We start from the raw sequence: 16,740 nt of genomic DNA, 5'->3' as shown, positions 1-16,740 counted from the left end.
AACCCACAGAGAGGAACCAACCATGCGCATGCCTGACTTGACTGCTCTGCTGACGGCGACCGCCGTCTTTACCTCCGCACTCGCGTTCGCCGCCAAGGCCGACGAAGTGCATGTGCTCAACTGGAAGGGCTACGGTGCTGACGAGCCGTGGGCCGTCGAGGCTTTCGAAAAGGCGACTGGCAACAAGGTCGTCAACGACTTCTTCAATTCCGAACAGGAAATGCTGACCAAGATCCGGACCAATCCCGGCCTCTACGACGTGGTCATGATCAACGCCGCCTTCAACGACCAGGCGATGGCCGGGAAACTGATCCAGCCGATCGACGTCTCCAAGCTGCCGAACTACGCCGACATCAGCAAGGACAAGGCGGGATCGCCGATGCTCGTCCATGACGGCAAGGTCTATGGCGTGCCGTGGGTATGGGGCCTCACCGCACTCGCCATCAACGACAAATCCTTCGACAAGCCGCCGACGAGCATCGCCGAGATGTGGGATGCTGCCCACAAGGGCCGTGTCGTCATTCGCGACGACGCCGTCGAGGCGGTGCAGTTCGGCGCCATCGCCACGGGCCAGAACATCAACGACATCAAGGATATGGATGCGGTCAAGGCGAAGCTCACCTCACTGATGCCGCAGATCAAGACCTTCTGGAGCTCGGAGAACGACTGGAACCAGATGGTCGCCTCCAACCAGATCGACATCGGCACCTACTGGAGCGGCTCGGCCGATCGCGCCAAGACGCATTTCAAGCTGCCGGTCTCGCTGGTGGTTCCGCAGGAAGGCGCCGTCGCCTGGCTCGACGCGTTTTCCATTCCCGTCGGCGCCAAGAACGTCGCCGGCGCCGAGGCCTTCATCAACTACATGATCGAACCGAAATTCTACGTCGAATGGGTTACCAAGGTCGGCGCTCCGGTGTCGGCCAACACCAAGGCGGTGGAAGCGCTGCCCGAGGACGCCTTCAACCGCAAGGTCATGGGTGATCCCGAAGTGGCCAAGCGCATCCAGTTCCAGGCGCCGATCACCGACGCCCAGCGCGAAGCCTATCTGGCGCTGTGGCAGCAGCTGAAGGTCGACGTGAAATAAAGCCGACATCCGGACCAGCCGGCGGTTCGCGCCGGCTGGTTCTTCCAATCCTGGGGAGGAGGATATCATGGCAGCTGCGACAGCGTCGCGAAGCGGGCTAAGATCGGCATTGCCGCTGCTGGCGCCAGCCTATCTCTGGCTGACGGTGGCGATCTTCCTGCCGTTGTCGGCCATGGTCTTCTTCTCGTTCATGACCGAGCTGCCGCTGTCGGGAAAGCCGTGGGCATTCACGCTTGGCAACTATGCCGCCTTCTTCTCGCAAAGCCTCTATCTGACGCTGCTGCTGGCCTCGCTGCGCCTTGGCCTCGAAGTGACGTTGTGGTGCGTCGTCATCGGCTATCCCGCCGCTTACGTGCTCGCCAAGGTGCTGAAGGGGCGCAGTCGCGAGGCGATCTTCCTGCTCGTCATCCTGCCGTTCTGGTCGAACGGGCTGGTGCGCATCTTCTCCTGGGCGATGGTTTTGCGCGAAGGTGGCATCCTTGACACCGCGCTTAATGCCGTGCTGCCGTTCAAGATCAACATCGACCTGATGTATTCCTATCCGGCCGTCATCATCGGGCTGGTGCATTCCTATGTGCCCTACATGGTGCTGACCTGTTATCTCACGCTACAGGCCATTGACGACTCGCTGATCGAGGCCGGGCGCTCGCTTGGCGCATCGCGGTTGCAGGTGCTGAAGCGGGTGATCATCCCGCTGTCGATGCCCGGATTGGTCGCGGGTGCGGCACTGATCTTCGTGCCGGTCGTCGGTTCGTTCATGGAGCCGCGCATCCTTGGCGGCCGTACCGGCACCTTCTACGGCACGATCATCGAGGACCAGTTCGTCGCCGTGTTCAACTGGCCGCTCGGTGCCGCTCTCTCCTTCATCCTGCTGGCGGTGGTGCTGGTCATCCTGGCGGTTGCCTCGCCAGTGCTGCGGAGGGCCGCGTGATGGCGACGACCCGCATCCTCGAATGGCTTGGCCGCCTCTACATCTGGCTGCTGCTCGCCTTTCTTTATCTGCCCATCATCATCATGGCGCTGATGTCGTTCAACGTCTCGCCCTTCTACCAGTTGCCGTTCGAATGGACGACGGAGTGGTACGCCTCGCTGTGGCAGAACGATCAACTGATCGCGGCGACCTGGAACAGCGTCGAGATCGCCGTCATCACCACAGTCATCTGCGTCGTGCTCGGCTCGGCGGCATCATTGGCGCTCTATCGCTATGAGTTTCGCGGCAAGAAGTTCCTGCAGGCGCTGCTGTTTCCGCCGATCGCCATACCGTGGCTGATCACCGGCACGGCGATGCTGATCTTCTTCTTCGGCGTCGGCATCGGCCGCGGCCTGCATGCGATCCTGCTCGGCCATGTCGCACTGGCGCTGCCCTATGTCATCGTCGTCGTCTCGGCCCGGCTGCAGACCTTCGCGCCGGAGCTGGAAGAGGCGGCGCGCTCGCTCGGCGCCAACCAGTGGCAGGTGACGCGGCGCGTCACGCTGCCCTGGATCATGCCCGGCGTCATCGCAGGCGGGCTGTTCGCGTTTGCCGTTTCGTTCGACCAGTTCGTGGTGTCCTATTTCCTGGCGACGCCGGGGCAGACGACGCTGCCGGTCGAAATCTACGCCGCGATCCGCAAGGGTTTCACGCCCGAGATCAATGCGGTCTCGACGATCATCATTGTCGTGTCGATGGCGCTGATGCTGCTGACGGCGCGGTTCTTCAAATTCGGCGGAGAGAAATAATGGCCGGCGTGCAGGTATCTGATGTCTCGCGCAGCTTTGGCGCGCACAAGGCGCTGGACGACGTCTCCATCGACTTCGCCGATGGCGGATTCTATGCGCTGCTGGGGCCGTCGGGCAGCGGCAAGACCACGCTGCTCAGACAGATCGCCGGTTTCGATTTTCCCGACTCGGGTCGCATCACCATCGGCGGTGAGAGCGTCGAGCGGGTGCCGGTCGAAAAGCGGCGCATCGGCATGGTGTTTCAGAACTACGCGCTGTTTCCCAATATGAGCGTCGCCGACAATGTCGCCTTCGGCCTGTCGGTACGCGGCGAGGCCAAGGCAGTGATTGCGACGGAGGTGCAGCGTGCGCTTGACCTCGTGCAGCTCGGCAAGCTTGGTGGCCGCCGTCCGCACCAACTCTCCGGCGGGCAGCGGCAGCGTGTGGCTCTCGCCCGCGCCATCGTCACCAAGCCGCGCGTGCTGCTGCTCGACGAGCCGCTCGGCGCGCTCGACAAGGCGTTGCGTGTCGACATGCAGATCGAATTGAAGCGCATCCAGCGCGAGATCGGCATCACCACCATCTTCGTCACCCACGACCAGGAAGAAGCGCTGACGATGAGCGACCGCATCGGCATATTGCGTGACGGCAGGCTGGTGCAGGAAGGGCCGCCGGAGGAAATCTACGACCGGCCAAAGAGCGAATTCGCCGCCACCTTCCTCGGCGACGCCAACATCTTTCGCGGCGACACGACAGGCAATGGCATCCGGCTGGCGGACGGCACGGCGATTGCCGCGGGGGCGGGTGCGACGCTTGCCGCCGGTGCCAAGGCAAGCTGTGCCGTGCGGCCCGAACGCATCCGCATCGCCACGGATGCCGGGGCGCCGGATGGCAACGCCAACATGCTCAAGGGGCAGGTCTCCAAGCGCATCTTCGCCGGCAACAACAGCACGTATTTCGTCGAGCGTGGCGGCCAGACGTTGAAGGTGATTGTGCAGAATACGGGTATGGAACGGCTAGCGGAAGGTCAGGATGTTGTGCTCAGTTGGTCGCCGGAAAGCACTGTGCTGATTGCGGCAAACTAGTCGACGCGGTTCGATAGCAGGGACTGTTGGCGTTCCTTCGCACCCCCCTCTGTCCTGCCGGACATCTCCCCCGCAGTGGGGAGATTGGCGGTTTGAGCGTCACTGCCCTTTCTGCAACGTCGAAAATTTGCGAAAGCGGTGATGACGGCAATCTCCCCCCTTGCGGGGGAGATGCCTGGCAAGGCAGAGGGGGTGCTGTCCCTCCGTCCTTTCCGATAACGAGCCCGGAGCTGCGATGACGCTTAAATTGACCGCACAGGACCGGTCCATGCTCGACGGCGAGCAGGGCCTGTCCGCCGCCGCCGCGATGAAGATCCTGGTCGCGTTTTCCAATGCGGTCGGGGCGGGCAGCCTGCTCGACATCGCCGGCGCCCATATCGATGGCTGTCTCTACCATGGCAAGGCCGGTCTCGATTTCGTCGAGCGGCTGGTCGAAGGCGGTGGCCGTGTTCAAGTGCCGACGACGCTGAACGTCGGCTCGTTCGACCTCATCCATCCCGGCATGGTGACGATGCCGGCGGCGGAAGAGGTGCCGGCGCGGCGGCTGATGAAGGCGCATCTGGAGCTCGGCTGCCAGGCGACCTTCACTTGCGCACCTTACCAGACGCGGTTTCGGCCAGGCTTTGGCCAGCAGATCGCCTGGGGTGAATCCAACGCCATCGTCTTTGCCAATTCGGTGATCGGCGCGCGCACCAACCGCTATGGCGATTTCATCGATCTGTGCTGCGCCATGACCGGACGGGCGCCGGCCTGGGGCCTGCATCTGAGCGAGAACCGGCGCGGTCGGATTTTGTTCGAGTTGGATGTTGCGGACGGCGAACCGAGCGACAGTCTGTTCGTCGGCGTCGGGCTGATCATCGGGCAAGCGATTGGCGACCGGATTCCGGTGATTGCAGGCCTGCCGCAGCCGCGCGACGAGGACCAGCTGAAGGCACTGGGGGCGGCGGCGGCAACGACAGGCGCGGTGGCTCTGTTCCATGCGGTCGGCATCACGCCGGAAGCCAGGACCCTGGATGAGGCGTTCCAGAGCCATGCGCCTGACGAGACGATCCGCATCACCCGCGCCGATATCGACCATGCGCTGGCCAGGCTATCGACCGTGCCAGACGGTGCGCCGCTGGCGGCCGTGTCGCTCGGCACGCCACATTTTTCGCATGAGGAATGGATGCGCCTGTTGCCGCTGCTGCGCGAGGTTGCGCCGGGCCGGCACATCCCGATCTATGTCAACACGGGCCGTGCGACGCTGACGCGACTGCAGGAGGAGGGCGCGTTGACCGGCATGGAGGCATTCGGCCTGATCCCGGTCACCGACACCTGCACCTATGTCACCTCGATCCTGGAACGCCTCGACGGCGTGGTGATGACCAATTCCGGCAAATGGGCGCATTACGCGCCTGGCAATATCGGCGTGTCCGTCGCCTTCGCCGAGATGAGGGATTGCATCCGCTCTGCTGCGGCCGGGCATGTTGTGCGGAGCGCCTCATGACGCGACCGGTGGAACGAACCGGCACCTTCCAGCTGGCCGGTGAGGCTGAGGGTCAGGCGCTGGTGTTTTCGCAGCCGCTCAGCTTCTGGGGCGGTGTCGATGCCGAGACCGGCGACATAACAGACCATTCGCATCCCGGTCTCGGCCAGAATGTCGCCGGCAGGATCCTGGTCATGCCGAGCGGGCGTGGCTCGTCGTCCTCGTCCTCGGTCCTGGCCGAGGCGATCCGCAGAGGCACGGCGCCGGCCGGTATTCTTCTGGAGAGGCCGGACCCGATCCTGGCGGTTGGCGCCATCGTTGCCGAATTTCTCTACGAGATCCGCATGCCGCTGGTGGTGTGCGACATTGCCGGCATAGCCTCCGGCGACGGGATCATGATTGGTGTTGGTGAGGACGGTGCTGTCACCGTCAGGATTCAGCCTGCCATCAATCCGGCAGCACCGCGCCGCCAGTAGGCGGCGGCCAGCGTTTGATCGCGACCAAGCCCCAGCGTGTCGCGCCAATATTCGCGCACGATCTTGGCGGCGGCGGCTTCGGCAGCAAACCAGCCGAAGGCCGAGCCACTCTGCGACCACGCTACGGAGCGGACAGCCTCTGCCAGCAGTTTGTCCTCGCCCGCCGGCACGCCGTTCCTTGTCAGCCAATGCAACTCGATGCCCGTGGCGTTGTTGATCACCTGCTTTTCACCATCATTGGCGATCTCTACAAAGGCGACGCCTTTTGTCTCGGCCGGTAGCGTCTCCAGCAGCCGCGCCACTGCCGGCAGGCCGGTTTCGTCGGCGCCCATGACGTACCATTCCGCCTGGCGTACAGGACGGCCGACCGACCCCATGATGCCGACCTTCGTGCCGGGAGCTGCCTGCATGGCCCAGGCGGAGCCAACGCTCTCGCCGGGATGGATCAGGAAGTCGACATCGATGACGCCCCTGGCCACGTCGAGCGCGCGGATGGTGTAGACGCGCGCCACCGGGCGCCGGTCATCGGCGGGCCAGACCGGCAAGCCATTGCCGCCGAGCACCGGCCACAGCGGATCGGGCACCTCCCTGGTCGGAAACAGCATGCGGATATGCATGCCGCCGAACTTGGCGAAGCGGCCGAGGTCCTGGCCGGCCAGCCGGATGCGGCGCATGTGCGGGGTGAGGTCGCGAACATCCGTCACCACCACCTCGCGGAACTGGGCGAGGCGGGTCTCATTGGCGAGATCGCCGGTCCAGACGATCTCCGGGTTTTCGTCCCTGGCATAGACCTGGACCGCCGTGGCGAGCAGATCCTTGATGCGGGCCAGCCCGTCGCGGTCGGCGGCATTGGCCCGCATCACCAGCCGCTCCATGTCGATGGAGGCGTCGCCGAAGGCGAAGCGGAAATCGATGCGCTGTCCGTGATGCGAAGCATCGGCCTCGAAGCTCTGAGCCTGTCGCTGATGCTGTCCATGTAGTCCGGCAGATGCCGCAGGTTGAGCTGTGCCTCACAGGCCAGTTCACGCACCGATGCTTCGCTCATTGTCAGCCTCCGATCCTGCCGGTGAAGGCCACCTTGAAGGTGCGGCCCTTGCCCTGTTCGGTTGCCGCCGAGGTCGACCATGCGCTTTGCGGGTCGGTGTAGGCGGTGTTGAAGACGTTATCGACGCCGAAATCGAGCTTGAGGTTGTCATTGACGCGCCAGTTGGCGAAGACGTTGACCAGGTCGAAGGCGTCGTCGACGACGATTGGGTTGTTCAGACTGGTGCGGCGGGTGCGGGTGATCTCGCCGATGCTGAGATATTGCGCGCCGATGGTGAGCTGGTCTTCCAGCATGCGGAAGCCGATCGTGGCCGAGAAGCGGTCGAGCGGCGTGTTGTTCAACGCCTGACCGGAATAGACGCCGCTGACGACCTTGGCGTCGATCAGCGCACCGGAGAGGTTCACGAAACCCCAGCCATAGTCGTAGACGGCCTCAGCCTCGATACCCTTCAGTCGCGCGTCGCCAATGTTGATCGCGGTGCGCGGCGAGACGGTGAGGTCGGCCTCGATGTAATCGTCGACGTCGGTGTGGAAGATGTTGAGCTTGGCGCGAAGGCGGTCACTGTTGGTGAGCACGTCGTCATACTTCACGTTGATGCCTGGCTTCCCAGCTCTTCGCCGTCTCAGGCTGGAGAAGCAGGTTGGGCACATAGGCGTCGCCGCCGCCATGAGCGCCGCCGCCACGGAAGACATCCTGCAGGCCCGGCGCCCGGTAACCTTCGGAATAGGTGCCGTAGAGTTGAAAACCGTCGAATGGCGTGACGCCGACGGTGAGACGCGGCGACCAGCGGTCGCCGGAGATCGAGGCTTCCTGCGGCGGCACCGTGCGGGTCTCGCCGTCGAGCTGATAGCCGTCATAGCGCATGGCCGCGATCACCTGCAGCCAGTCCTCGTAGTCGCCCTGCCATTGCAGGAAGCCGCCATAGCCCTGCTGCTCGCCGGCGCCGAAATGCGCCGCTTCCGACAATGCTTCGAGGTAGTAATAGTCGAGCCCGTAGGTCAGCGTGTGGGCAAGCCCCCAGCCGTCGAAGCGAGAGGAGTTCTTCACATTGAAGCCTGTCGTGGCGACGTCGTAGAAGCGGAAATTGCCGATCGCCGAGGTGGGCCAGACCTGCGTCTGCTCGGCGCGGGTGCGGTTGTGGTAGGCATTGGCGCTGAAGTCGATCAGCTCGTTGTCGTCAGGCTTCCAGGTGTAAGCTGCGGTGTAGGTCTGGTTGGTGGTGTTGGTGTCGTAGCGGCTCAGTGTCGGTGAGGTCGAGCCGCTCGATCCGGTGATCTGGTCGTTGTAGCGCTGCAGGATGGCGCCGAGCTTCAGCTCATGGCCGTCGGCCGGCCGCAGCGTCGTCTTCAGATAACCGCTGGTCACCCGCTCGCCGGTCCACGGCACGGTGTCGCCATTGCCGTCGGTGTAGCTGTCGCGGTCGCGATAGATGAGGTTGCCGATGATGTCGGCATCGTCGCTGAAGCGATAGGCGCCGGTGGTGCTGGTGGTGAAGCCGTCGCCATTGTCCTCATAGCCGAGCTTTTCGCTCAGCGCCCAGCGCTCGTCCTTCTTGAGGAAATCGCCGGCATCCTTGGTCTCGAAGGAGACGACGCCGCCGATGCCGCCTGAACCATAGGCATTCGACACCGGGCCGCGAATGACCGTGGCTTCCTTGATCAGGTCGGGTTCGACATAGAACGAGCCCGAGCCGTGGCCGACGCGCCAATAGTCCTGACGGGCGCCGTCGAGCGTCACGACGACGCGGCCATATTGCTCCAGGCCGCGAATGTTGATGGCGGTGGCCGGATCGTCGCCATTCATCGAGGCGGCGACGCCAGGTGTGGTGCGGAAGATGTCGGCGGCCGTATCGGGCTGGATGCGATCGAGTTCGTCCTGATCGACGGCGCTGATGGCGGCCATCGATTCGATGACGGCGGTCTTGATCATCGTCGCCGAGATGGTGATGAGGTCGAGCATCGTCGCCGGTTGCGCGGCATCGGCCGGCGCCAGGCGACCGGTCTTGGCGGCGGCCTTTTTCTCCTGGTCCTGTTCCTGCGCGCTGGCAAAAGGCACGGCGCAGAGGCCGAGCACGAAGGCAAGCGCGGTGCTCGTCATCAATGTCGTGTTTGTTGTCGTTGTCATGCAGCCCCCAAGCAAAAGCAAAACTGCTGGCGGTGGCTGAATGGCCTTGGCTGGCATGATCGAAAATCCCTCGACCAGGCGGGTCAGGGCATGGGTCACATATTAAAACATGATGACATGAGTCAACTTTAATTTTATAGCCGACCATCATCGAGAAGCATCTGGCACGGGAGCAGCGGCATGGTCGGCAGGGTGGGCGAAGGCAAGAGGATCAGCTGGCCGGGCAGGATCGCGGCGTTGCTGTTCTTGGCGCTGTCGGTGCTGGCGCCCCCCTGTGGTTTCAAGGCGCTGGCCGCCGAGGGCGTTGTCGACGCGCTGGGACGAACCGTCGCGCCGGGACCGGCAACGAGGATCCTGACGCTGGGCTCCGACGTCACCGAGATCGTCCACGCGCTCGGCGCCGGCGAGCGGATTGTCGGCGTCGATCGCGGTAGCAAGTATCCGCCTGATGTGACTGAGAAACCCAATGTCGGCTACCGCCGCCAGCTCTCGGTCGAGGGGCTGGCGGGCTTGCGCCCCGACCTGATCCTGGCGGCCGAGGACAGCGGGCCGCCCGAGGCGGTCGAGGTGCTGAAGTCGCTGGCAATCCCGATCATCTTCGTCCCGCAAGACAACACCCCGCAAGGCATCGAGCGCAAGATCACGCTGATCGCCGCCAGCCTTGGGCTTGAGGACAAGGGCAAGGTGGTTTCCGCCGACGTGCTCACGGCCTTTCAGGCTGCCGCCGATCTCGCCTCGAAAATCCCGCCGGAGCGGCGCAAGAAGGTGGTGTTCTTCCATGGCCTTGTGAAGCTGAGCGCAGCCGGCGCCGGCACCTCGGCCGATGCCATCATCCGCTATGCCGGCGGCCTCAACCCGATGGACGTCGTGCAGGGCTACAAGGCAGCCTCGGAGGAAAAGCTGATCGAGATGGCGCCTGACGTGATCCTGATGATGAGCGACGGCAAGGGCGGCCCGACGCCCGAGCAGGTGTTCGGCAACCGCGCGCTGGCGGCAACGCCGGCGGCGGCAAACAAGGCGCTGGTCGTGCTCGACGGCGCCTACATGATCGGCTTTGGTCCGCGCACCGCCGAAGCAATCCGCGAGCTGGCGAAGGCGCTCTATCCGGAAGGGGCGGGCGTTGACTAGACCAGCAACCACTCAAAATCCGTCAGATCAAACCGGCGACGCATCACAGGGCTCCCTTGCAAAGTCCTGCATCAACCACTTGCTCAACTGGCAAGCAGTTCTATGAGTTTACGTCGTAGACGACACCTTGGAGATTGGACACATGGCGCTCAAACGGATGGACAACATAGGAATCGTCGTCGAAGACCTCGAAGAGACGATTGATTTCTTTCGCGAACTCGGCCTCGAACTCGAAGGGCGGGCCGCGATCGAAGGAGAATGGGCCGGACGTGTTACTGGACTGGGCGATCAGCGTGTCGAGATTGCCATGATGCGCACACCGGACGGCCACAGCCGGCTCGAACTCTCCCGCTTCCTCACGCCGCCTGTCGTCGCGGATCACCGCAACGCCCCGGTCAACGCCCTAGGCTACCTCTGCGTCATGTTCACCGTGGACGACATCGACGAGACGCTTGAAAGACTCCGCACGCGCGGCGCGCAGCTCGTAGGCGAAGTAGTCCAGTACAAAGACGCGTATCGGCTCTGCTACATCCGCGGGCCTGGAGGCCTTCTCATCGGACTCGCCCAAGAACTCAGCTGAGCGCAATACGACGGCAATGACGAGGAGCGGCCAATGTCAGCGAGCGCGTCTCACAAAGGGTCCGTTGTTAGACAATAGGCTTGCTGCTCAGATCTCCGGGATGTTCTCCTTGAAGATCACCTGCAGCCTTGGCTGATGCAATTCATAGGGCAATCCCCGGACCGCATGGGTCAGAGTGTTGAGCGCTTCACGAGCCTCGACGCGCGGGTTCTGGTCGATGACCGCATCGAGCGTGCCGTCGAGCAGAAGGTCCTTGGTGCCGTCCGTCACCTCATGGCCGAGGAAAACCATGGACTGGGCGCGGCCGCGTTCCTTGAGCGCGCGGGCGATGCCGGTGTTGCCGGCGCCGACATTGTAGATCGCGGCGAGATCAGGATGCCGCTCCAGCAGGGCGGACGCTTCCGAATAGGCCTTCTCGCGGTCGTCGAGCATTTCGCGCATCTCGACAATCTGCAGGTTGGGCGATTCCTCCGTCAGGATATGGCGGAACCCCATCTCGCGTTCTTCGTGGCCGCGATAGGACAGCGAGCCGGCGAACAGCGCCACCTTGCCCGGACGCCCCGATCCCATGAAGCGGTTGAGCAGATAGCCCGCCAGCCGCCCGGCGGCGCGGTTGTCGATGCCGATATAGGCGACCCTGGGCACATGCAGGATGTCGGAGGCGATGGTCACCACCTTGATGTCGTTGGCCGACAGCGAGCGGATCGCCTCGCGCACCGTTGGATGGTCGAGCGCGATGACGCCGACGCCTTGCGTCCGGCCACGTAAGTCCTGCAGCAGGCGGGCGAGCCGGTCAGGATTGAAGCCCTCTATGGTGGCAATGTGCACATCGAGGTCGGGCCGTGACTGCGCCTGCGCCTCGATCTGGCGATGCAGCATCTTGATGAAGGAATTGGTGCCGGCGGGCAGCGCGAAGTCGAGCCGGATGACGTCGCCGGGCAAGGGCCGCGGCGGCGGTGCCCCGTTCGGGCTTTCGGCGATGTAGCCAAGCCGCTGCGCCATTTCGAGCACGATTTCACGTGTACGCACCCGCACGCCGGGCCGGTTGTTGAGCACGCGGTCGACGGTGGCGGCGGAGACGCCGGCTTCCCGGGCTATGTCAGTCAGGGTGGAACGCACCGTCTTTCATCTCCTGCAAGCGTCAGATCGGCCGACGACGGCTTCCCCGCCATCGGCGATTCTGATGGGAAATGATGTATCCGCCCTTGGCCGATGTGCAAGCCGCCGGGCTAAATCAAATGATCCGGCAGGGCTATGCAGGGCCGGGATGAGACGTTTCCCCTCAAATCGAGGCATCAGGAGTGAGGTGTGGATCCCGGTTTTGCGCATTTCCTCGCCCTATTTGCAATGTTGTGAGGTGTTTTGATTATTTATGATGTTGACAGCCTTCCCATGCTGCCGTCAATATCCCTCATAGGGTCGTGGAGGAAACGTGGCCCTGAGGGAGGAGTTTCAATGTCTGACTTGATCCGCATCTCGCGGCGTCGCTTGCTGGCGTCCGGAGGAAAGGCGGCCGTGATCATGGCCGCCGCTGGCATTGCGCCGAAGTTCATTCGCCCCAGCCGCGCCTATGCGGCCGACGCGCTGGCGCCAGGCATGATCGGCGGCCCGACGGGCTTCGATGGCGCCGAGCGCTACCAGTATGGCGCCGACACGCCGGAAGGCCGCGCCATCGAGGCGGCCAAGGCGCTGAAGGGCGCCGGCAAGGCGCCGGCCAAGATCGTGCTCGGCCTGTCCGATGGCTCGATCGGCCAGCTCACACAGCCGTTCCCGGCCGGTGCGCCGTCGATCAAGGATTTGTGGGAAAAGGAGACCGGCATCGCGATCGAAATCGTCGGCCTGCCGAACGGCCAGGAATTCACCAAGACGATGCAGGACATCTCCACCAAGGGTGGGGCCTATGACATCTACTCGACCGAGTGGAACCGTCTCGGCGATCTCGCCGAAACCGGTGGTATCGCCAAGCTCGATGACTTTGTCGCGCAGTACAAGCCGGAGTGGGACGATCCCGTGACCGGCTATGTCAACGGCGCCAAGGGCGTGTCGCTGCTCAACAAATACCGCGGCTCGAACTATGGCGTGTCGCTGGATGGCGACTTCCAGACATGGGGCTACCGCACCGATCTGTTCGGCGACGAGGCCGAGAAGAAGGCGTTCAAGGACAAATACGGCTACGATTTGGCGCCGCCGAAGACCTGGAAGCAGCATGGCGACATCGCCGCCTTCTTCCAGCGTCCGGACAAGGGTCTGTTCGGCTCGACCGATCTGCGCAACCAGGGCTGGGGCTACACCAACTGGTACCAGCGCTATGTTTCGATGGCCTCGCCCAACCAGTTCCTGTTTGGCGATGACGGCGAGCCGATGATCAATTCCGAGCAAGGCATCGCGGCGACCAACGAATATATCGCTTCGCTCGCGCATCATTCGCCGGATGCGATCTCCTGGGGCTGGCCGGAACAGTACGGCAATTTCGCCAAGGGCGGGGCGGCAATGACCTGCGCCTTCTCCAACCTGCCGAAATTCCTCGACAATGCCGGCAACAAGGACTCAGCTGTCACCGGCAAGATCGGCTCGATGCTGCCTCCCGGCCGCGAGATCGAAGGCAAGCTGATCAGCCGTTCCGTGCTTTGGTTCTCGCTGACCGGCATGGTCTCGTCACAGTCGAAAAACCAGGAGGTCGCCTATCTCCTGCTGCAATGGCTGGGCTCGGCCCGCATCTACGCCTGGATGAGCGCCAACCCCGGTGGGTATCTGGACCCGTTCCGGCTGTCGGATTTCTCCGACCCGCTGGTGCGCCAGACCTACCACGCCTACCACGTGGACGTGGTGCGCGAGACGGTCGCCCGCACGGTGCCGACCATCAACTATCCCGGCGCGACAGCCTTCCACAATGCGCTCGACGAGAACCTCATGGCGGCGCTGACCAAGGCCAAGACATCAGAGCAGGCGATGGCCGACACCGAGGCCGAGTGGAAGAAGATCGCCCGGCGCACCGGCGAGGACAAGTTGCTCGAAGCCATCAAGACCAACAAGGAGGCCTGGCCGACAGTTCTCGATCCAATCGTCTGATCCATCTCCCTGGATCACATCGAAGGAGGGGAGGAGCTTGCTTCTCTCCTCCGCCCACAACGCCACCAGCAAAGCCGCCAGATGAAGCGTTCCATTCCCTTCGAGATATTCCGCTACGCCGCGATCCTCGCGGCGATGGCGGTGACGCTGGTGCCGATCCTGTGGATGGTGTCGATGGCGTTCAAGCCGATCGCCGAATGGTCGGCGACAGGCGCCGACCTGACATGGTGGCCGAAGAACCCGACGCTCAGCAACTTCCGTTTCGTCTTCGGCGAGTCGACCAACAATCTGATCGTCGCGCTCGACCGCACCGCGCTGAAGCCGATCTTCTCGTCGCTGCTGTCGGCGGTTTTCGGCACGGTGATCGCCATGTCGGCAGGCACTGCCGCGGCCTACGGGCTGTCGCGTTTCGGCTCCGGCCAGAACCTGCCGCTGGCACTGATCCAGCTCAGGATCTTTCCGCCGATGGCGGTCATGATCCCGGTGATGATCATGTGGGCCTTCCTCAACTTCACCGACAGCTGGTGGGGGCTGGCGCTCATCTACGGCATCGTCACCTTGCCGTTCGCCTTCTGGCTGATGAAGACCTTCTTCGACGACATGCCGCGCGAGATCGAGGAGGCGGCACTGGTCGAGGGCTGTTCGCGGCTGCGCGTCTTCACCCGCATCACGCTGCCGATGATGCGCGCGCCGCTGGCCAGTGCAGCGCTGTTCGTCTTCATCCTCAACTGGTCGGACTATCTGATCGCACTGCTTCTGACGACGCGCGAATGGGTGACGATCCCGGTCTACATGGCCTCGCTGTCGTCCTCGATGACCGGGCAGCTCTATGGCGCCAAGGCAGCGCTCGGCCTGATCGCTGCCGTGCCGCCGGTCATCATGGGCATCGCCATTCAGCGCCATCTGGTGCGCGGGCTGACTTTCGGGGCGCTCAAGCAATGAGCGCGGTGACTGCCATGATTTCAAAGGATGAGATGAAAGCCGTCGGAGCAAGGCCGGTTTCGCGTGACGAGGGCGCAAAGCTGGGTTTCCGGCTGACATTGCCGGCGCAGATCCTGGTGCTGTTCATCTCGGCCTTTCCGCTGTTGATGCAGCTCTACATCAGCGTCACCGATTGGTCGCCGTTGTCGGGCCTCGGCTGGTGGAATGCCTGGTCGCTGTGGAACAACTTTGCCAACTACACCGATCTTGCCGCCGATCCGCGCTTTTGGAGCGCGCTGAAGCGCACCGCCATCGTCATGATCGTGTGCGTGCCGGCGGAGTTCCTGCTCGGGCTGGCGCTGGCGACGCTGTTTGCCGACGATTTTCCCGGCAAGCGCATCTTCTATTCGATCCTGCTGATGCCGATGATGGTGGTGCCGGCAGTGGCCGGCTACATGTTCTTCATGCTGTTCCAGTCGGGCGGCCCGGTGAACGACATATTGTCGGCGCTCACCGGCTCTCCCGTCACCATCGCCTGGCTGTCGGATCCGACGCTGGCGCTGATCGCCGTCATGGTCGCCGACATCTGGCAGTGGACGCCGCTGATGTTCCTCATCCTGCTTGCCGGCCTGGTCGGCGTGCCGGAGGATCAGATCAAGGCGGCGACGCTGCTTGGCGCCAATCCGTGGCAGCGTTTCGTCACCATCGTGCTGCCGAAGATGAAGACGATCATCATCATCGCGCTGGCGATCCGGGTGATCGAGAACTTCAAGATCTTCGACACGCTCTACATCATGACTGGCGGCGGCCCCGGCGTCGCCACCGAAACCATCTCCGTCTACATCTACAAGCTCACCACGCAGGATCTGATCTGGGGCTATGTGGCGGCGATCGCGCTGGCCATATTGATCGTGCTCTCGATCGTTGCGGTGTTCGCCATGAAGCGCATGGCGCGGGCACGCGAGGTTCCGGCATGAGCGCTATCCACCTGCAGAACCTGGTCAAGAAATTCGGCGAGTTCACCGCGCTGAAGACCATGGACCTGGCAATATCAGACGGCGAGTTCATGGCGCTGCTCGGGCCGTCTGGCTGCGGCAAGTCGACGACGATGAACATGATCGCCGGCATGGAGGAGCCGACCGGCGGCAAGATCCTGTTTGGCGAGCGCGACATGGCCGGCGTGCCGATGGGGCGGCGCGGCGTCGGCTTCGTCTTCCAGAACTATGCAATCTTCACCCATATGACGGTGCGCCAGAACCTCGCTTACGGCCCAAAAATGCGAGGCGCCGCCAAGGCCGAAATCGACCGCCGTGTCGGCGCCATCGCCGAGATGCTGCAGCTGACACCGCTGCTCGACCGCAAGGCCGACCGGCTGTCGGTCAATATCTTGCAGCGGGTGGCGATCGGCCGCTCGGCGATCATGGAGCCGGCAATCTTCCTGCTCGACGAGCCGCTGTCCAATGTCGACGCCGCTTTCCGGGCTGTCATGCGCACCGAACTGAAGCAATTGCAGCGCCAGTTCCGCCAGACCATGGTCTATGTCACTCACGACCAGCTCGAGGCGATGACCATGGCCGACCGCATCGCCGTCATGGATCATGGCGTGCTGCAGCAGGTCGGCACGCCGCTCGAGGTCTACAACGATCCGGCCAATGTCTTCGTCGCCCGCTTCATCGGTGCGCCGGGCATGAACCTGCTCAAGGGCAGGCCGGCGGAGAGCGACCGCGGGCTGGTCGTCGATCTCGGACCGTTGGGCATTACGCCGCCGCTGCCGGGCGAACTCGCGGCGGTCATGCGCGGGGCGCGCGGCGAGGTGCTTTACGGATTCCGGCCGGAACAAGCGACGCTGGTGCAGAATGGGCAGGGCCTCGCCATGCAGGTCACCTTTGTCGAACGGATCGGCGCGCGCACAATCGTTCATCTCGGCCACGGCGAGGCTGCTGTGAAAACGGTGTTCGACAATGATGTCGGGCTGGCGATCGGCGACACCGCCATCGTCGCCCCCGCCGCGTCGTCGGTGCGTGTCTTCGACGCCGCTACCGGCCTTGCGATGAAGGCGGGTTGA

At 63.6% G+C, this 16,740-nt stretch carries 17 protein-coding genes; 12 read left to right on the top strand and 5 right to left on the bottom strand.

The genetic code is table 11. From position 1 onward, the window contains the following. Window positions 1–22: 22 nt before the first annotated feature. The 6 genes from ACFOJ9_RS21030 (at window position 23) to ACFOJ9_RS21005 (ending at window position 5,808) form a co-directional block, all read left to right on the top strand. Complete coding sequence (locus ACFOJ9_RS21030) at window positions 23–1,084, top strand: ABC transporter substrate-binding protein (protein ID WP_378980936.1); 1,062 nt, start codon at window positions 23–25, stop codon at window positions 1,082–1,084. Between the two features lie 67 nt (window positions 1,085–1,151). Continuing rightward, a complete protein-coding gene (locus tag ACFOJ9_RS21025; RefSeq protein ID WP_027035086.1) occupies window positions 1,152–2,015 on the top strand; it encodes an ABC transporter permease in 864 nt (287 codons plus the stop codon). Then, window positions 2,015–2,803, top strand: a complete 789-nt coding sequence (locus ACFOJ9_RS21020) for an ABC transporter permease (RefSeq protein ID WP_378980933.1) — start codon at window positions 2,015–2,017, stop codon at window positions 2,801–2,803. The genes ACFOJ9_RS21025 and ACFOJ9_RS21020 overlap by 1 nt, the downstream gene beginning before the upstream one ends. Continuing rightward, window positions 2,803–3,867: an ABC transporter ATP-binding protein gene (locus ACFOJ9_RS21015; RefSeq protein WP_378980931.1), complete on the top strand. Its 1,065-nt coding sequence runs from the start codon at window positions 2,803–2,805 to the stop codon at window positions 3,865–3,867. The genes ACFOJ9_RS21020 and ACFOJ9_RS21015 overlap by 1 nt, the downstream gene beginning before the upstream one ends. A 235-nt stretch (window positions 3,868–4,102) precedes the next feature. Beyond that, on the top strand, window positions 4,103–5,353 hold the full coding sequence (locus tag ACFOJ9_RS21010; protein ID WP_378980929.1) for an aconitase X: 1,251 nt from the start codon (window positions 4,103–4,105) through the stop codon (window positions 5,351–5,353). Continuing rightward, window positions 5,350–5,808 carry an aconitase X swivel domain-containing protein gene (locus ACFOJ9_RS21005; protein WP_378980927.1) on the top strand — a complete coding sequence of 153 codons (459 nt, stop codon included), beginning with the start codon at window positions 5,350–5,352 and terminating at the stop codon, window positions 5,806–5,808. The genes ACFOJ9_RS21010 and ACFOJ9_RS21005 overlap by 4 nt, the downstream gene beginning before the upstream one ends. Here ACFOJ9_RS21005 and ACFOJ9_RS21000 read toward each other — a convergent pair. Genes ACFOJ9_RS21000 through ACFOJ9_RS20985 form a run of 4 tightly spaced genes read right to left on the bottom strand, consistent with a single transcriptional unit; the run spans window position 5,769 to window position 8,977 of the window. Further along, window positions 5,769–6,668, bottom strand: a complete 900-nt coding sequence (locus ACFOJ9_RS21000; protein WP_378980925.1) for an SIP domain-containing protein — start codon at window positions 6,666–6,668, stop codon at window positions 5,769–5,771. The genes ACFOJ9_RS21005 and ACFOJ9_RS21000 overlap by 40 nt on opposite strands. After that, window positions 6,668–6,853, bottom strand: a complete 186-nt coding sequence (locus ACFOJ9_RS20995) for a hypothetical protein (RefSeq protein WP_378980923.1) — start codon at window positions 6,851–6,853, stop codon at window positions 6,668–6,670. Before ACFOJ9_RS20995 ends, ACFOJ9_RS21000 begins: the two co-directional genes overlap by 1 nt. Before the next feature lie 2 nt (window positions 6,854–6,855). Then, window positions 6,856–7,443, bottom strand: a complete 588-nt coding sequence (locus ACFOJ9_RS20990; protein WP_378980921.1) for a TonB-dependent receptor domain-containing protein — start codon at window positions 7,441–7,443, stop codon at window positions 6,856–6,858. Next, window positions 7,433–8,977: a TonB-dependent receptor domain-containing protein gene (locus ACFOJ9_RS20985; protein ID WP_378980919.1), complete on the bottom strand. Its 1,545-nt coding sequence runs from the start codon at window positions 8,975–8,977 to the stop codon at window positions 7,433–7,435. Before ACFOJ9_RS20985 ends, ACFOJ9_RS20990 begins: the two co-directional genes overlap by 11 nt. Before the next feature lie 180 nt (window positions 8,978–9,157). On the opposite strand from ACFOJ9_RS20985, the gene ACFOJ9_RS20980 reads away from it, so the two are divergent. Both ACFOJ9_RS20980 and ACFOJ9_RS20975 read left to right on the top strand, forming a co-directional pair. Next, entirely contained in the window at window positions 9,158–10,105 is a 948-nt protein-coding gene (locus ACFOJ9_RS20980) for a heme/hemin ABC transporter substrate-binding protein (RefSeq protein WP_378980917.1), read from the top strand. Between the two features lie 142 nt (window positions 10,106–10,247). Further along, window positions 10,248–10,685 (top strand): VOC family protein, encoded by a 438-nt coding sequence (locus ACFOJ9_RS20975; RefSeq protein ID WP_378980915.1) that lies wholly within the window; start codon window positions 10,248–10,250, stop codon window positions 10,683–10,685. An 87-nt stretch (window positions 10,686–10,772) separates the two neighbouring features. Here ACFOJ9_RS20975 and ACFOJ9_RS20970 read toward each other — a convergent pair whose 3' ends face one another. Beyond that, on the bottom strand, window positions 10,773–11,804 hold the full coding sequence (locus ACFOJ9_RS20970) for a LacI family DNA-binding transcriptional regulator (protein ID WP_378980913.1): 1,032 nt from the start codon (window positions 11,802–11,804) through the stop codon (window positions 10,773–10,775). A 336-nt stretch (window positions 11,805–12,140) separates the two neighbouring features. Between ACFOJ9_RS20970 and ACFOJ9_RS20965 the strand changes: the two genes are divergently transcribed. The 4 genes from ACFOJ9_RS20965 to ACFOJ9_RS20950 all read left to right on the top strand — a co-directional run bounded on the left by ACFOJ9_RS20965 (window position 12,141) and on the right by ACFOJ9_RS20950 (window position 16,740). Beyond that, window positions 12,141–13,754, top strand: coding sequence for an extracellular solute-binding protein (locus ACFOJ9_RS20965; protein WP_378980911.1), 1,614 nt, complete (start codon window positions 12,141–12,143; stop codon window positions 13,752–13,754). An 81-nt stretch (window positions 13,755–13,835) separates the two neighbouring features. Next, window positions 13,836–14,696, top strand: coding sequence for a carbohydrate ABC transporter permease (locus ACFOJ9_RS20960; RefSeq protein ID WP_378980909.1), 861 nt, complete (start codon window positions 13,836–13,838; stop codon window positions 14,694–14,696). Next, the gene (locus ACFOJ9_RS20955) at window positions 14,693–15,652 is read left to right on the top strand and encodes a carbohydrate ABC transporter permease (RefSeq protein WP_378980908.1); all 960 of its coding nucleotides are present in this window, start codon (window positions 14,693–14,695) and stop codon (window positions 15,650–15,652) included. The genes ACFOJ9_RS20960 and ACFOJ9_RS20955 overlap by 4 nt, the downstream gene beginning before the upstream one ends. Beyond that, a complete protein-coding gene (locus ACFOJ9_RS20950; protein ID WP_378980906.1) occupies window positions 15,649–16,740 on the top strand; it encodes an ABC transporter ATP-binding protein in 1,092 nt (363 codons plus the stop codon). Before ACFOJ9_RS20955 ends, ACFOJ9_RS20950 begins: the two co-directional genes overlap by 4 nt.

The organism is Mesorhizobium cantuariense, from assembly GCF_042647205.1.
In the GTDB taxonomy this organism is placed as follows: Bacteria; Pseudomonadota; Alphaproteobacteria; order Rhizobiales; family Rhizobiaceae; genus Mesorhizobium; species Mesorhizobium cantuariense.
Note: the sequence above shows the minus strand (reverse complement) of the source record. Positions and strands in the feature narration are given on the sequence as shown.

Bases quoted from the DNA above. Each gene is read 5' to 3' on its own strand.
- ACFOJ9_RS21005 (WP_378980927.1), top strand. From the start codon at position 5,350: ATGACGCGACCGGTGGAACGAACCGGCACCTTCCAGCTGGCCGGTGAG.
- ACFOJ9_RS21015 (WP_378980931.1), top strand. From the start codon at position 2,803: ATGGCCGGCGTGCAGGTATCTGATGTCTCGCGCAGCTTTGGCGCGCAC.
- ACFOJ9_RS21025 (WP_027035086.1), top strand. From the start codon at position 1,152: ATGGCAGCTGCGACAGCGTCGCGAAGCGGGCTAAGATCGGCATTGCCG.
- ACFOJ9_RS20985 (WP_378980919.1), bottom strand. From the start codon at position 8,977: ATGACAACGACAACAAACACGACATTGATGACGAGCACCGCGCTTGCC.
- ACFOJ9_RS20980 (WP_378980917.1), top strand. From the start codon at position 9,158: ATGGTCGGCAGGGTGGGCGAAGGCAAGAGGATCAGCTGGCCGGGCAGG.
- ACFOJ9_RS21010 (WP_378980929.1), top strand. From the start codon at position 4,103: ATGACGCTTAAATTGACCGCACAGGACCGGTCCATGCTCGACGGCGAG.
- ACFOJ9_RS21000 (WP_378980925.1), bottom strand. From the start codon at position 6,668: ATGCGGGCCAATGCCGCCGACCGCGACGGGCTGGCCCGCATCAAGGAT.
- ACFOJ9_RS20995 (WP_378980923.1), bottom strand. From the start codon at position 6,853: ATGAGCGAAGCATCGGTGCGTGAACTGGCCTGTGAGGCACAGCTCAAC.
- ACFOJ9_RS20960 (WP_378980909.1), top strand. From the start codon at position 13,836: ATGAAGCGTTCCATTCCCTTCGAGATATTCCGCTACGCCGCGATCCTC.
- ACFOJ9_RS20950 (WP_378980906.1), top strand. From the start codon at position 15,649: ATGAGCGCTATCCACCTGCAGAACCTGGTCAAGAAATTCGGCGAGTTC.
- ACFOJ9_RS20955 (WP_378980908.1), top strand. From the start codon at position 14,693: ATGAGCGCGGTGACTGCCATGATTTCAAAGGATGAGATGAAAGCCGTC.
- ACFOJ9_RS21030 (WP_378980936.1), top strand. From the start codon at position 23: ATGCGCATGCCTGACTTGACTGCTCTGCTGACGGCGACCGCCGTCTTT.
- ACFOJ9_RS21020 (WP_378980933.1), top strand. From the start codon at position 2,015: ATGGCGACGACCCGCATCCTCGAATGGCTTGGCCGCCTCTACATCTGG.
- ACFOJ9_RS20975 (WP_378980915.1), top strand. From the start codon at position 10,248: ATGGCGCTCAAACGGATGGACAACATAGGAATCGTCGTCGAAGACCTC.
- ACFOJ9_RS20965 (WP_378980911.1), top strand. From the start codon at position 12,141: ATGTCTGACTTGATCCGCATCTCGCGGCGTCGCTTGCTGGCGTCCGGA.